Source organism: Burkholderia sp. 9777_1386, from assembly GCF_015712265.1.
GTDB lineage: Bacteria > Pseudomonadota > Gammaproteobacteria > Burkholderiales > Burkholderiaceae > Burkholderia > Burkholderia cenocepacia.
Genome location: NZ_JACCQB010000042.1, coordinates 51,084 through 65,342, shown reverse-complemented (window position 1 = coordinate 65,342; position 14,259 = coordinate 51,084). Strand labels below are relative to the sequence as shown.

Below are 14,259 nucleotides of genomic sequence, written 5' to 3'. Positions count from 1 at the left end.
TATCGTCGGCAGCGTCAGAGGTGTATAAGAGACAGGATGGAGAGCGTTAGCGGCGGAGGATTGATTTGTAGTTTTTGCGCATAAACATACGACAACATATCTCTAAAGGCGCGCTCGACAATGTGAGTGTGCGCACACATATGCCGAATATATTCAATAAAAACAGGGTAAACGACAAATACGTCCCTTGCGCTAATCGCGTCTAGACTGCGCAATGTAGTACGACGACGTATAAATTGCGATCCGCTACCCGGCGCATCGATACCCATTACCCTGAAGGAGTGCCCATGGCCGCTCATCGCCGCCGTCCGTCTTCATCCGTCCGATCGTCCCCGTCGAAACGGGTATCGCGCCGCGCCTTCATCAGCTGGACCGGTGCACTCGCCGGCGGTGCGATGCTCGGCGGACCGTTGGCGGCCACCCGGGCGCTGGCGGCAGGCACGACGCCCGGTGCGTCGGCGGTCGATCTCGTGTGGGGCGAGCACGGCGCGGCGGCGCGCATCGCCGCGTCGCTCGCGCACGTATCACGGCTCGCGCGGCGCGGCCGCGACTTCGACGTGACGCACTACGGCGCGCGCCCGTGCGCGACGGTCGCGCAGACGTCGCCGTACCCGGCGGCGAAATCGCCGGTCAGCCCCGGTTCCGACCTGACGACCGCGCCCGGCGCCTTCGATTCGCGCCCGGCGTTTCTCGCGGCGATCGACGCGTGCCGGCGCGAAGGCGGCGGCCGGGTCGTCGTGCCGTCCGGCAACTGGTACTGCGCGGGGCCGATCGTGCTGCAGAGCAACGTCACGTTCCACCTGAGCGCGAACTGCACGATCTACTTCAGCCCGAACCCGGCCGACTACGCGAAGGACGGCCCGGTCGATTGCGGCGCGAACGGCCGGCTGTACTACAGCCGCTGGCAGGCGAACGATTGCCTGAACTACGGCGCACCTGTCTACGCCCGCAATGCGACGAACATCGCGTTGACCGGCGAGGGCCCGACGTCGGTGCTCAACGGACAGGCGATGACGCCGTTCTCCGGCAGCGGCGCGAACAGCGTCTGCTGGTGGACCTACAAGGGCTCGTCGGGCGCGTACGGCGCGAGCGCGACGGTGCCGGCGCAGAACACCGCGAATCCGAACAACGTCGACCTGCGGATCGTCGCGCCCGCGATTCCCGACGCGCTCTATGCGCTGCTCACATCGCCCGTCACGCCGTGGCAGCAGGACCAGAACTACCTGCCCGCGCTGTCCGAGGCCGGCGTGCCGGTCGAGAAGCGCATCTTCGGCCTCGGTCACTACCTGCGGCCGTGCATGGTCGAATTCATCGGCTGCACCAACGTGCTGATGGCGAACTACCAGACGCAGAACACGCCGTTCTGGCAGCACCATCCGACCGCGAGCCGCAACGTCGTGATCCGCGGCGTGACGACCAACAGCATCGGCCCGAACAACGACGGCTTCGATCCGGACGCATGCACCGACGTGCTGTGCGAGGACTGCACGTTCAACACCGGCGACGACTGCATCGCGATCAAGTCGGGCAAGGACCGCGACACCGAATACGGGCCCGCGAAGCGGCACCTGATCCGCAACTGCACGATGAACAGCGGGCACGGCGGGATTACGCTCGGCAGCGAGATGGGCGGCGGCGTCGAGCAGATCTATGCGTCCAACCTGTCGATGCTGAACGCGAACTGGCAGACCAACCCGCTGAACATCGCGATCCGCGTGAAGACCAACATGAACCGCGGCGGCTACGTGAAGGATTTCCACGTGAAGGGCGTCACGCTGCCGAACGGCTTGACGCTGAAGGGCGGCGGCTACGGCAGTGCGCTGCTCGCCGGCAGCCCGATCAACGCGAGCGTGCCGCTCGGCGTCGTCACGCCGTCGGCCGGCAATCCGTCGGCCGCGCAGGGCGGCATCGTCACGTTCGACTGCGACTACCAGCCGGCGAACGATGCGGTGCGCACGCGGGCGCCGGTCGTGCAGAACGTGACGATCTCCGACGTGAAGGCGAGCAACGTGACACTGAATGGCGTGACCGCGTCGTGTTTCCAGGCGATCGTCGCGCAGGGGCCGGTCGCGTTCGACTACAACGGCACGCCGCCGACGCCGGCCGTGCAGCCGATCTCCGGCGTGACGATCAGCAACTGCGATTTCGGCACGCCGGTGGCGTCAGGCACGCCGACGGTCACGTCGCCAGGGCCGGTCTATGCGTTCAACGTAAGCGCAATGACGTTGGCGAACGTGACGATCGCCGGACAGATCGTCAACACGACGATCACCGACAAGCGATGAGATAGAGGAGATAAAACACGCGACGACGTTCGCATGCGGCCCGGCCGGTGCCCGCGCGCGAACGCGAATGCGTTACGCCAGCGTCTTGATCATGTAGTGCTCGTCGTAGAAGCGGCCATCGACGAACATCGAGCGCGGCTCCGTGCCGAACCGCACGAACCCCTGCGACGCATACAACCGCTCCGCGGCGTGGTTGACCTCGTTCACGCACAGCATCAGCTGGCTGCATCCCCACGCGTTCGCCGCATGCGCGGTCGCGCTGTCGAGCAGCGCCTGCGCGATGCGTTGCCCGCGATAGGCGGCGTCGACGTACACGCCCCAGATCGTCGCCTTGTGCGCGATCTTCGTGCGCGCATCGCGGCGTACGCCGGTGATGCCGACGAGCGTGTCGCCGTCGAACGCGCCGAATACGGCCTGGACCTGCGTCGGCGTGAGGCGCTTCGCGAATTCGTCGGCCGGCACCTGCGATTCTTCGTCGAGCGTCGGCAGGAAGGACGTGGGCGCGGTATCGACCGCACGCAGGCGGACGGCGCGGAAACAGGCGGCATCGGCCGCGTCGAGCAGGCGGATCGTGATCGTCATCGGCAGCGTTCCGGTTGAGGGGCGTGCAGGCCGGCGCGCCGCTGCGGCCGCCGGATGCATCGCGTCTATCCTAATAGGAATCCGTCGGCCGCGCGATCGACGCGCGTCGCGCTCGGGGCCGAGCGCGTGTGATTTCGACGTCGCGCCGCATGCGGGGCCGACGTCGCGGGTTCGACGGGCGCGCGCGATCCGCTCACGCGCACGCCGGCGGCATCAGTAGCGTGACAGCTGATTGCCGTTGATCTGCACGCGGTCGCCCGGACGCAGGTTGCCCGGCGACTGCACGTCGAACGAGCGCATCGAGCCGTCGCTGACCTGCACGTCGATCCGGTAGCTGCTCGGGCCCTGCGCGGCGCCCATCTGCTGGCCGATCTGGTTGCCCGCCACCGCACCGCCGAGCGCGCCGATCACGGTCGCCGCATCGCGGCCGTGGCCGCGGCCGAACTGGTTGCCCACGAGGCCGCCGACCAGCGCCCCGACGACGGTGCCGGCCACGCCCGACGGGCCGACCGAGCCGTTGACCGGCTGGATGTTCGACACGGTGCCGTACTGCGTGCCGTACGGGTTCGCATATTGCTGTTGCTGATTGCCGTACTGGTCATACGGCTGCGAGCCGTATTGCGACGGGTTGCCGTATTGGTCGTACGGTTGCGGCGCCTGGTTCGGATACGCCGGTTGCTGCTGCACGTAGCCCGGTTGCGAATACGCGGGCTGCGCATAGCCGGGCGTCGCGTATTGCTGCTGCTGCGGATAGCCCGGCTGCGCGCCGTAGTAGCCCGGCGCGACGCAGGCGGTGAGCGGAAGCGCCGCCACGGCGACGAGCGAGGCGAACAGAACGGTCTTCGTGGAAGGCATGCGCATCATGATGTTTCCTGCATCGGCAACGTGTCCGCCGATGGATTCCCCTCTCGGGTGGCGAACTCGGCGTGAGTATAAGGAATGGCCGGATGCGCGTCCGGTGCGGCCGGGTAACAACGTGTAAAGTCTGTTGCCGCGTAAATCGCCGCCGGGGCGGGCGTCGAAGCCCGCTGGTGGCGATGGCGCGACGCGGTTTCCGGGCGCCGTGTGCCGACGATGCGCGACCGCCGACAGGCTGTGTTTCCACGGTGATCGCACCCGCCGTCGCGGCCGGCCCGGCGGACCTCCGCGCCGCACATCGCGAAATCGAATGCGCGGCATCGCGACATTTAATTGGCCTCGCGCAGCGTCGTCCGATATCGTGGCCGGATTCCCTGCCAACGGTCGCGCCGCGCCGGTCGCGGTTCCCTCCCCTGTCCGCGCCGGGCCGCGTCGCGACCGCCCCACATTCCAAGCCATGACCGAACGATTCTTCTTCAACGCCGTCGACGCCGGCGGCCAGCCCGTCAATCTCGTCGTCCGTGACGGCCGCTTCGCCGCGATCGGCGCCGATTGCGCGGCCGCGCCGGGCGCGCAGACGATCGACCTCGACGGTCGCGTCGTGCTGCCCGGTTTCGTCGACGGCCACATCCATCTCGACAAGAGCTTCGTCGGCGATCGCTGGGTGCCGCATGAATCGGCCGGCTCGCTGCGCGAGCGGCTCGCGGTCGAGAAGCGCCAGCTCGCGGCCGCGCCGCCGATCGTCGAGCGTGCGAACGCGCTGATCGCGCAGGCCGCCGCGTTCGGCACGATCGCGATGCGCAGCCACGTCGACGTCGATGCGACGACGGGCCTGTCGAACCTGCAGGCCGTGATGGCCGCGCGCGAACAATGGCGCGGCATCGTCGACATCGAACTGGTCGCGTTTCCGCAGGCCGGCGTGATCACGTGCCCGGGCACGGCCGAGATCCTCGATGCAGCCGTGCGCGAAGGCGCGGACGTGGTCGGCGGGATCGACCCGACGACGCTCGACGGCGACGCGGACGGCCAGCTCGACATCGTGTTCGGCATCGCCGAGAAGCGCGGCGCGAAAATCGACATCCACCTGCACGAGCCGGGCGAGACAGGCATCGCGCAACTGCTGCGGATCGCGGCGCGCACGCGCGCGGCCGGGCTCGGCGGGCGCGTGAACGTGAGCCACGCGTACGCGCTGGGCCAGGTGAGCGACGACGACGTGCAGCGCACCGCGGCGGCCTTGGCCGACGCCGGGGTATCGATCCTGACGAATGCGCCGGGCGACTGCGCGTTTCCGCCGGTGCAACGGCTGCGCGACGCGGGCGTGCACGTGTTCGCGGGCAACGACAACATTCGCGACGCATGGTGGCCGTACGGCAACGGCGACATGCTGCAGCGCGCGATGATGGTCGGCTACCGGTCGGGCTTCTACACCGACGAAGCGCTCGGCATTGCACTCGACATGGCGACGCACGCCGGCGCGCGCGCGATCGGTAAGGAAAACTATGGAATCGCGGTCGGCTGCGACGCGAGCTTCGTCGCGGTGCGCGCGCCGAATGCGGCGGCGGCCGTCGCGGGCGTGCCGGCCGAACGCTGGGTATTCCGCCGCGGCGAAAGCGATACGGGCGCGCCGTTCGCCCCGTCGCTGCGCTTCACGCGCTGATCCACCCGACCGACGGCACGGCGCGCGCCGCGCGCGCCTTGCACTGACCGACCGCACCGGAACCGACATGACGACCCTGCTGATCCGCAATGTCCGCACGAGCGCCGACGCCGCGCTCGATATCCTGATCGAAGACGATCGCATCGCGCGCGTCGGCCCGTCGCTCGATGCGCCGGCCGGCTGCGCGATCGAGGATGGCGGGCTCGCGTTGGCGCTGCCTGGCCTCGTCGAAGGCCACACGCACCTCGACAAGACTCACTGGGGGATGCCGTGGTATCGCAACCAGGTCGGGCCGCGCCTCGTCGATCGCATCGAGAACGAACGCCACTATCGCGCGACGAGCGGCCATGACGCGGGCACCGCGTCGCTCGCGCTGGCGCGTGCGTTCCTCGCGGCCGGCACGACGCGCATCCGCACGCACGTCGACGTCGATACCGAAGCCGGGCTGCGTCATCTGCACGGCGTGCTCGCGACGCGCGAGACGCTGCGCGGGCAGGTCGAGATCCAGATCGTTGCGTTTCCGCAATCGGGCGTGCTCAAGCGGCCGGGCACCGATGCGCTGCTGTCCGACGCGCTCGGCGCCGGCGCCGACCTGCTCGGCGGGCTCGACCCGTGTGCGATCGAAGGCGATCCGGTCGAGGCGGTGGACGTGCTGTTCGCGATCGCCGATCGCCACGGGTGCGGGCTCGATATCCATCTGCACGAGCGCGGGTCGATGGGCGCGTATTCGCTCGACCTGATCCTGCAGCGCACGGCCGCGCACGGCATGCAGGGGAAGGTCACGATCAGCCATGGTTTCTGTCTCGGCGACATCGCCGAACGCGAGCGCGATGCGCTGCTCGCGCGGATGGCCGGGCTCGGCGTCGCGATCGTCACGACCGCGCCGGCGGCGGTGCCGGTGCCGCCGGTGGCCGCGTGCCGCGCGGCGGGCGTGATCGTGATCGGCGGCAACGACGGCGTGCGCGACACGTGGACGCCGTACGGTTCGCCCGACATGCTCGAACGCGCGATGCTGATCGGCATGCGCAACGATTTCCGCCGCGACGATGCGCTCGAAGTCGCGCTCGACTGCGTGACGCACGGCGCGGCGCGCGGCTGCGGTTTCGCGGATTACGGGTTGCAGCCGGGTGGCCGCGCGGACGTCGTGCTCGTCGATGCGCTGACGTTCGCCGAGGCCGTCGTCGCGCGGCCGGTGCGGCGCCTCGTCGTATCGTCCGGGAAGATCGTCGCGCGCGACGGCGCGCTGGTCTGAGCGCCGCGTCGCCCCGGTATGATCCGGTTTTCAGCCGGATTTCCGGGGAGACGACGATGCGACGCACGACCGCGGCACGGGCCGCACGAGGGATGGCGGCAGCCCTGTTCGCCGTGGCGGCCGCGCAGGCGGTGGCGGCCGGCCCGGCCGACGCGCAGCAGGAAGCCAACCGGCGCACGGTGCTGGCGTTCTACGAGAAAGGGCTGAACGAGAAGGATGCGGACGCCGCGCTCGCATATGTCGGCGATCGCTACGTGCAGCACAACCCGAACGCGGCCGACGGACGCGACGGCTTCCGCAAGTTCGTCGCGTTCCTGCGCGACAAATATCCGCAGTCGCACAGCGAGATCAAGCGCTCGTTCGTCGACGGCGACTACGTGATCCTGCACGTGCACGCGGTGCGCGAACCGGGCACGCGCGGCAGCGCGATCATGGACGTCTTCCGGCTCGAACACGGCAAGATCGTCGAGCACTGGGACGTCAACCAGCCGGTGCCCGAGCAGGCCGCGAACGGCAACACGATGTTCTGATTGTTCTGACGCGTGTGGTGCGCGGCGCCCTTGTGCGCCGCTGCCGTTGGCATTCCGCTGCGCTTACCGCCCTTCGAGTTCCAGCATCGCCGCGAGCGCTTTCGTCAGCTCGCTGACCATTGGGTCGGCCGTCGGCCGGTGCAGGATCGCGATGTCCATGTGCTCGATCGGTGCGAAGCCCTGCTTCGCGGTCAGCACCACATGCTCGTCCGTCACCACGCGCGCGGGCAGCACGCTGATGCCGAGCCCGTCCGCGACGGCCGCCTGGATGCCGCTCAGGCTCGACGTCGTGAAGCTGATCCGCCAGCGGCGGCCGCGCTCCTCGATCGCCTTGATCATGTCGTCGCGATAGAGCCCGCGCGGCGGGAACACGACGATCGGCACCGGATCGAGATCGATCGACGGATGCTTCGCGCTGTCGATCCAGCGCAGCTTCTCCGGCCAGCGCACGACGGCCTCGCGACTGTCGCGCCGCTGCTTGATCAGCACGAGGTCGAGTTCGCCGCGATCGTACGCGGCGCTGATGTCGCGGCTCAACCCGCACGTCACTTCGAGCTTGACCTGCGGGTGCTCGCGCTTGAATGCCGCGAGCGCGTGCGTCGTGCGGCCCGCCGCGAAATCGTCGGGCACGCCGAGCCGGATCGTCAGCGCGACCGTCGCGCCCGACAGCGCCTCCAGCATCTCGTCGTTCAGCGCGAGCATGCGCCGCGCATAGCTGAGCACCGTCACGCCCGCGTCGGTCGGCCGCACGTCGCGCGTGCCGCGGTCGAGCAGCCGGTGACCGGCGATTTCCTCGAGCCGGCGCACCTTCTGGCTGACCGTCGACTGCGTCGAATGCAGGCGCGCGGATGCCGTCGTGAAGCTGCCGCAGTCGGCGACCATCACGAGCGCGCGCAGCAGGTCGATGTCGAACAGGGGTCTATTCATTTCTGCACTTCTGTGGAATCGCGCATTTCATTTTCAAATGCGTGCGGCGACTTTTAACATGGCCGGGCGCCGTGGGCAATCGCGGTTTCGCCGGACTTGGGGGCGGTGTTTTGCGGGGTTTGAAGGCGCCTGGCGCATATTCAACGAGCGGTATAGGGTGCGTTGCGGGAACGGCGGGAACCGCATTCGGAAAGCGCTACGCTGATTGCCTGCATAGACATCGCCGTTCGGCAAATATCCGAGGAAATACGCTCCGTGGCGAATGCGCGTCACGTAGGGTAAACGCTCGAAATTCCCGGCTGGATGGCGGTAAATCAAGCGCTGTGCCGGCCTTCGGGTTCGCGGCCGCCTCTGCCCCTTTCTATTCTTGATTCCCCCGCTTGCGCTCAAAAATCAAGCAGTCTAGACTGCATCGCAATTTCACCGAAGTCCCTCGTCTTTCGCACCCCGCGCCGGCCTCCCGTCGCGACGCTTCCACCGTACGCCGGCATCCCCCGCCGCGTCGAGACTCACAAGGACCCGCCATGAACCGCACCGCAAAGCTCCTCGTTACCGCGCTGGCGTTCGCGCCGCTCGCGTCGTTCGCGCAGGACACGTCGACGATCCGCTGGGGTATCGACCCCACGTATCCGCCGTTCGAGGCGAAGCAGCCCGACGGCTCGCTCGCCGGCTTCGACATCGACCTGCGCAATGCGATCTGCGAGCAACTGCATGCGAAGTGCGTGTGGGTCGAGCAGGGCTTCGACGGGATGATCCCGGCGCTGCGCGCACGCAAGTTCGACGTCATCATGTCCGCGATGACGGCCACCGACGAGCGGCTCAAGCAGATCGACTTCTCGAACAAGCTGTATGCGTCGCCGGGCGCGCTCGTCGCGCCGGTCGGCTCGAAGCTGCTGCCGACCGCCGCGTCGCTCGCCGGCAAGCGCATCGGGATCGACCAGGGCACGACGCAGGAGGCGTACGCGAAGGCCGAATGGGCGACCAGAGGCGTGACGATCGTCTCGTACCAGAACCAGGACCAGGTGTATCAGGATCTCGTCAACGGCCGCCTCGACGCGACCTTCCAGGACAAGACGCAGGCCGGCTACTCGTTCCTGAAGACGCCGCGCGGCAAGGGCTACGCGTTCGCGGGGCCGGACGTGACCGACGCGCGGATCACCGGCTACGGCGTCGCGATGGGCATCCGCAAGGGCGACGCCGACATGAAGAAGCGGCTGAACGACGCGATCGTCGCGATTCGCGCGAACGGCACCTATCAGAAGATCGCCGCGAAATACTTCGACTTCGACATCTACGGCGCGAAGCAGCAACTGACTTCGGCACCGTGACCCCGTGACTCATTCGATCGACAGGCACACCATGACGAGTATCCAGGAGCGCGTCGCGCAAGCCGTGACGCCCGAACTGATCGCCGCGTTCCGAGAGGAAGGCGCGGTCTGCATCAAGGGCATTTTTTCGCCTGACGAAGTGGCCGCGCTGCGGGCCGGCATCGACGCGAACCTCGCGCAGCCGAGCGAACGCGCGAAAGTCGCGAGCCGGCCCGACGACCCGGGCTGGTTCTTCGAGGATTTCTGCAACTGGCAGCACAACGACGCGTATCGTGATTTCATCGTGCGCTCGCCGGCGCCGTCGGTCGCCGCCGCGCTGATGGGCACCGACCACGTGCGGCTGCATCACGACCACCTGCTCGTGAAGGAGCCCGGCACGCGGCAGCGCACGCCGTGGCATCAGGACCAGCCGTACTACAACATCGAAGGCGACGACAACGTCAGCATGTGGATTCCGGTCGATCCGGTGCCGCTCGAATCGACGCTGGAATTCGTCGCGGGCTCGCATCGCGGGCCATGGCTGATGCCGCGCACGTTCATGGACAAGGAGGCGAAGTGGTTTCCGGAAGGCAGCCTCGCCGACCTGCCCGACATCGAAGCCGACCGCGCGGCGTTCCCGATTCGCCACTGGGCGCTCGAACCTGGCGACATGGTGTGCTTCCGGATGCTGACGCTGCATGCGTCGGGCGGCACGCAGAACCGCCGGCGCGCGTTCTCGATCCGCTTCGTCGGCGACGATGTCCGCCACGCGCCGCGCCGCTGGAAAACCTCGCCCGATTTCCCCGGGCTCGCGGCGCAACTGGCCGACGGCGCGCCGCTCGACCACCCGCTGTTCCCGGTCGTGTGGTCGCGCGATGCAGGGCAGGTCGGCGCGATCTGACCTGCTGTCACCCACACGGCGGCCGTTTCATGACGAAACGGCCGCCGTGCGTTCGGGGGCGTGCGTGCGCCGAAGGATCAGGTCGGGTGGCGCCCCGCGCCCGGCTTGAAGCGCGAGCCGAGCCGGTAGCGGTTGCCCGGATGCAGGAAGTGCACGAACGTGACGGGCAGCCCGTCCGTCCACGTGCGCCGCGTGAGCGTGAGGCACGGCTCGTCGGCGCGCATGTCGAGCAGCCGCGCCTGCTCGCCGGTGGGCAGCGACGCGTCGACGACGTGCTCGATTTCCAGTTCGTAGTGCGACACGTTGTTGTACAGGTACTCGGACGGCGGCTCGGCCTCGAAATCCTGGTCGATGAAGCCGGGCGCGGCGGCCGGGTTCACGTAGCGGTCCTCGAGCTGGATCGGGCGGCCGTTTTCCTCGTGCACGCACACCACGTGAAAGACCGGCGTGTTGACCGGCAGGCCGAACGCGGCGGCGACGTCGAACGACGCGGGTTCGCTCGACCGGCTCAGCACGCGGCAGCGATATTCGTGCCCGCGTGCGCGGATTTCGTCGCGGATGTGCGCGATCATCAGCAGGTTCGACTGCGGCTTCACCTCGGCGACGAAGGTGCCGACGCCCGCGATGCGCTTCAGCACGCCTTCCTCGGTCAGCTCGCGCAGCGCGCGGTTGACCGTCATGCGCGCGACGCCGAACTGCGCGGCGAGGTCGAGCTCGGACGGGATGCGGTCGCCGGGGCGCCAGTCGCCCGACTCGACGTTCTGGCGAACGAGCGTCTTGATCTGCTGGAACGGTGCGGTGGCCTTGGTGACCATCGGAAGATCCTTGCGCGAAGAAGTGACGAGGCTAGTCGTCGTGGCTGACGATGACCAGGATCTCCGCCTGCGCGGTGCCGAGGCTGCGCGTGCGGTGCGGGATGAGTGCGTTGAAATAGACTGAATCGCCAGCCCTGAGTTGCACCGTCTCGTTCGGAAATTCGATTTCGACGCGCCCCTTGTGCACGAACAGGAATTCCTCGCCTTCGTGCTCGCGGAACGTCGACGCGACGAATTCGTGCGGCGGATGCACGACGAACGGCAGCATCTTCTTCGGCGCGACGCCGGCCGCGATGCTCTCGAAGCGGTGCGCGTGGCGGTCGGCCGCCGCGCCCATCGCGGTGCGCTCGCCGGCGCGCGTGACCGTGATCAGCTCGCGGTTGCGGCTTTCCGAGAACAGTTGCTCGACGTCGACGTTCAGCGCCTTCGACAGTTTCAGCGCGACCGCGATCGACGGCACGCTCAGGCCGCGCTCGACCTTCGACAGGTAGCTCTTGGTGAGGCCCGTCTCGTCGGCCAGCACGTCGAGCGTCCAGCCCTTCTGTTTTCTGAGCAGCTTCAGGCGAATCGTCATGGGGCGCCAGGTGTCCTTCGAAAAACCGATTGTAACGCATGACACAAAGTGTCATTCGGTGTATCGTGTGTCGCGTGTGACCGGGGAAACGGCCGCGGACGGCGTGGCAGGCCCGGTCCATTCAGGAGGCGAACATGGCGGAAACGCTGAATTTGACGAAGGAAGCGCTGGTCGCGCTGGCGGAGCGGCGTCTGGACAACGCGGTGGGCGACAGCGGCTGGTCCGCGCGGCAAAAGCTCGCGCTGACGTGCCGGATCTTGTTCGACGCCGGCCACGACTCGGGCCTGGCCGGGCAGATCACCTGCCGCGCGGATGCGGCCGGCACGTACTACACGCAGCGGCTCGGGCTCGGCTTCGACGAGATCTCGGCCGCGAACCTGCTGCGCGTCAACGAGGATCTCGACGTCGTCGATGGCGAAGGCATTCCGAACCCGGCCAACCGGTTCCATACGTGGATCTATCGCGAGCGCCCGGACGTGAACTGCATCATCCATACGCACCCGGCGCATGTCGCGGCGCTGTCGATGCTCGAGCAGCCGCTCGTCGTGTCGCACATGGACACCTGCCCGCTGTACGACGACTGCGCGTTCCTGAAGGACTGGCCGGGCGTGCCGGTCGGCAACGAGGAGGGCGAGATCATCTCGAAGGCGCTCGGCGACAAGCGCGCGATCCTGCTGTCGCATCACGGGCAGCTCGTGGTCGGCAAGACGATCGAGGAGGCATGCATCCTCGCGCTGCTGATCGAACGCGCGGCAAAACTGCAACTGCTCGCGATGTCGGCCGGCGAGATCAAGCCGGTGCCGCCGGCCCTGGCGCGTGAAGCGCACGACTGGATCTCGAAGCCGAAGCGCGATGCGGTGACGTTCGACTACTACGCGCGCCGCGCATTGCGTACGCATCAGGATTGCGTCGCGTGAATCGGCGCATCGTTACCACTTCGCCAGACAATCATTGAGGAATGCATATCGTGTCCATCCTGCTGAAAGGCATCATTGCCTACCCGGTCACGCCATTCTCCGCCGACGGCGGCGTCGACCTGACCGCGCTCGATGCGTTGATCGAACGCCTGGTCGCCGACGGCGTTCATGCGATCGCGCCGTTGGGCAGCACCGGCGAAAGCGCCTACCTGTCCGATGCCGAATGGGAGGCCGTCGCCATCGCGTCGATTCGCGCGGTGCGCCGGCGCGTGCCGACCGTCGTCGGAATCTCGGATCTCACCACGGCGGGCGCGGTGCGCCGCGCCCGCTTCGCCGAGCAGGCCGGCGCCGATGCGGTGATGGTGCTGCCGGTGTCGTACTGGAAGCTCGGCAACGACGAGATCGTCGCGCACTATCGTGCGATCGGCGACGCGATCGGCATCCCGATCATGCTGTACAACAACCCGGCGACGAGCGGCGTCGACATGTCGCCCGAGCTGATCGCGACGATCTGCCGGACCGTCGACAACGTGACGATGGTCAAGGAGAGCACCGGCGACATCGGCCGGATGCACCGGCTCGCGCAATTGAGCGACGGGACGATCCCGTTCTACAACGGCAGCAATCCGATGGCGCTCGCCGCGCTGGCCGCGGGCGCGGCAGGATGGTGCACGGCCGCGCCGAATCTCAACGCCGCGTTGCCGCTCGCGTTGTTCGACGCGATGCGCACGGGCGACCTCGTGCGCGCCCGATCGGTTTTTCACGCGCAGTTGCCGTTGCTGCAGTTCATCGTCAACGGCGGGTTGCCGGTGACCGTGAAAGCCGGGCTGAGGCTGCGCGGCTTCGACGCCGGTGAACCGAGGCGGCCGCTGCTGCCGCTCGGCGAGGCACGCACGCGCGAACTCGAGCGCCTGCTCGCGGCGCTGCCGGACGGTGTGGCGGCATGAGCGGCGACGCGCGGCCGGCGATCGCGGCGGCCATCGGCGCGGTGCGGATCGGCGCGAGCCGGCCGCTCGCCGGTACGCCGCACGCGAGCGCGATCGACAAGCAGCCGGTGGATGCGCGCCTGTGGCTGGGCGCACTCGGGTTTGCCGGCGACGAGCAGGCCGATGCGCGGCATCACGGCGGCCCCGACAAGGCCGTTCACCACTACGCGCACGATCACTATGCGTGGTGGGCCGACCAGATCGGCGCACGCGACGTGCTCGCCCGGCCCGGCGCGTTCGGCGAGAACCTGTCGACGCGCGGCATCACCGAGCACGACGTGTGTCTCGGCGACGTGTTCACGCTGGGCGGCGCGGTGCTCCAGGTCTCGCAGTCGCGGCAGCCATGCTGGAAGCTCAACGCACGCTTCGACCATCCGCGGATGGCGGCGCTCGTGCAGCACAGCGGCCGGACCGGCTGGTACTACCGCGTGCTGCAGGAAGGCTGGGTGGCGGCGGGCGATGTGCTGGCGCTCCACGAGCGCCGCTACCCGCAATGGCCGCTGTCGACGGTGCTCGACGTGCTGTATCGCCGCACGCTCGACGTGGCCGCGCTCGATGCGCTGTGCGACGTGCCGCTGCTGCCGCCCGGCTGGCGCGCGATGCTGGAAAAACGCCGGACGGCGCGGCAGGTCGAGGACTGGACGAAGCGGCTCGAAGGATGACGGGCC

General features: G+C 68.2%; 14 protein-coding genes. 9 read left to right on the top strand and 5 right to left on the bottom strand.

The window, feature by feature from the left end; genetic code table 11:
- Nucleotides 1-287 precede the first annotated feature (287 nt).
- On the top strand, nucleotides 288-2,285 hold the full coding sequence (locus H0X91_RS25975; protein ID WP_124633479.1) for a glycoside hydrolase family 28 protein: 1,998 nt from the start codon (nucleotides 288-290) through the stop codon (nucleotides 2,283-2,285).
- Nucleotides 2,286-2,357: 72 nt separating this feature from the next.
- Here the strand turns inward: H0X91_RS25975 and H0X91_RS25970 are convergent, their stop codons facing one another.
- Together H0X91_RS25970 and H0X91_RS25965 are read right to left on the bottom strand one after the other, a co-directional pair.
- Nucleotides 2,358-2,867 carry a GNAT family N-acetyltransferase gene (locus tag H0X91_RS25970; protein WP_196433475.1) on the bottom strand — a complete coding sequence of 170 codons (510 nt, stop codon included), beginning with the start codon at nucleotides 2,865-2,867 and terminating at the stop codon, nucleotides 2,358-2,360.
- Between the two features lie 213 nt (nucleotides 2,868-3,080).
- Nucleotides 3,081-3,731, bottom strand: a complete 651-nt coding sequence (locus H0X91_RS25965; protein ID WP_034203140.1) for a glycine zipper 2TM domain-containing protein — start codon at nucleotides 3,729-3,731, stop codon at nucleotides 3,081-3,083.
- A 451-nt stretch (nucleotides 3,732-4,182) separates the two neighbouring features.
- Between H0X91_RS25965 and H0X91_RS25960 the strand changes: the two genes are divergently transcribed.
- The 3 genes from H0X91_RS25960 (at nucleotide 4,183) to H0X91_RS25950 (ending at nucleotide 7,164) form a co-directional block, all read left to right on the top strand.
- Nucleotides 4,183-5,382 (top strand): amidohydrolase family protein, encoded by a 1,200-nt coding sequence (locus H0X91_RS25960; protein WP_080330665.1) that lies wholly within the window; start codon nucleotides 4,183-4,185, stop codon nucleotides 5,380-5,382.
- A gap of 67 nt (nucleotides 5,383-5,449) precedes the next feature.
- Nucleotides 5,450-6,634, top strand: coding sequence for an amidohydrolase family protein (locus tag H0X91_RS25955; RefSeq protein WP_060266845.1), 1,185 nt, complete (start codon nucleotides 5,450-5,452; stop codon nucleotides 6,632-6,634).
- A 56-nt stretch (nucleotides 6,635-6,690) separates the two neighbouring features.
- Nucleotides 6,691-7,164, top strand: coding sequence for a nuclear transport factor 2 family protein (locus tag H0X91_RS25950; protein WP_034203143.1), 474 nt, complete (start codon nucleotides 6,691-6,693; stop codon nucleotides 7,162-7,164).
- A 63-nt stretch (nucleotides 7,165-7,227) separates the two neighbouring features.
- Here the strand turns inward: H0X91_RS25950 and H0X91_RS25945 are convergent, their stop codons facing one another.
- The gene (locus tag H0X91_RS25945; protein ID WP_006485037.1) at nucleotides 7,228-8,091 is read right to left on the bottom strand and encodes a LysR family transcriptional regulator; all 864 of its coding nucleotides are present in this window, start codon (nucleotides 8,089-8,091) and stop codon (nucleotides 7,228-7,230) included.
- A gap of 524 nt (nucleotides 8,092-8,615) precedes the next feature.
- On the opposite strand from H0X91_RS25945, the gene H0X91_RS25940 reads away from it, so the two are divergent.
- Together H0X91_RS25940 and H0X91_RS25935 are read left to right on the top strand one after the other, a co-directional pair.
- Nucleotides 8,616-9,419, top strand: coding sequence for an ABC transporter substrate-binding protein (locus tag H0X91_RS25940; RefSeq protein WP_006485061.1), 804 nt, complete (start codon nucleotides 8,616-8,618; stop codon nucleotides 9,417-9,419).
- A 31-nt stretch (nucleotides 9,420-9,450) separates the two neighbouring features.
- Nucleotides 9,451-10,299: a phytanoyl-CoA dioxygenase family protein gene (locus H0X91_RS25935; RefSeq protein WP_006485056.1), complete on the top strand. Its 849-nt coding sequence runs from the start codon at nucleotides 9,451-9,453 to the stop codon at nucleotides 10,297-10,299.
- A 77-nt stretch (nucleotides 10,300-10,376) separates the two neighbouring features.
- Here the strand turns inward: H0X91_RS25935 and hutC are convergent, their stop codons facing one another.
- Together hutC and H0X91_RS25925 are read right to left on the bottom strand one after the other, a co-directional pair.
- Nucleotides 10,377-11,114: a histidine utilization repressor gene (gene hutC, locus H0X91_RS25930; RefSeq protein ID WP_006485039.1), complete on the bottom strand. Its 738-nt coding sequence runs from the start codon at nucleotides 11,112-11,114 to the stop codon at nucleotides 10,377-10,379.
- A 31-nt stretch (nucleotides 11,115-11,145) separates the two neighbouring features.
- Nucleotides 11,146-11,688 (bottom strand): helix-turn-helix domain-containing protein, encoded by a 543-nt coding sequence (locus H0X91_RS25925; RefSeq protein ID WP_006485051.1) that lies wholly within the window; start codon nucleotides 11,686-11,688, stop codon nucleotides 11,146-11,148.
- Between the two features lie 134 nt (nucleotides 11,689-11,822).
- On the opposite strand from H0X91_RS25925, the gene H0X91_RS25920 reads away from it, so the two are divergent.
- The 3 genes from H0X91_RS25920 to H0X91_RS25910 are packed head-to-tail and all read left to right on the top strand — an operon-like array spanning nucleotide 11,823 to nucleotide 14,253.
- Nucleotides 11,823-12,605: an aldolase gene (locus tag H0X91_RS25920; RefSeq protein ID WP_006494319.1), complete on the top strand. Its 783-nt coding sequence runs from the start codon at nucleotides 11,823-11,825 to the stop codon at nucleotides 12,603-12,605.
- Nucleotides 12,606-12,655: 50 nt separating this feature from the next.
- Complete coding sequence (locus H0X91_RS25915; RefSeq protein WP_012493634.1) at nucleotides 12,656-13,552, top strand: dihydrodipicolinate synthase family protein; 897 nt, start codon at nucleotides 12,656-12,658, stop codon at nucleotides 13,550-13,552.
- Nucleotides 13,549-14,253 carry an MOSC domain-containing protein gene (locus tag H0X91_RS25910; protein WP_196433474.1) on the top strand — a complete coding sequence of 235 codons (705 nt, stop codon included), beginning with the start codon at nucleotides 13,549-13,551 and terminating at the stop codon, nucleotides 14,251-14,253. The genes H0X91_RS25915 and H0X91_RS25910 overlap by 4 nt, the downstream gene beginning before the upstream one ends.
- Nucleotides 14,254-14,259 lie beyond the last annotated feature (6 nt).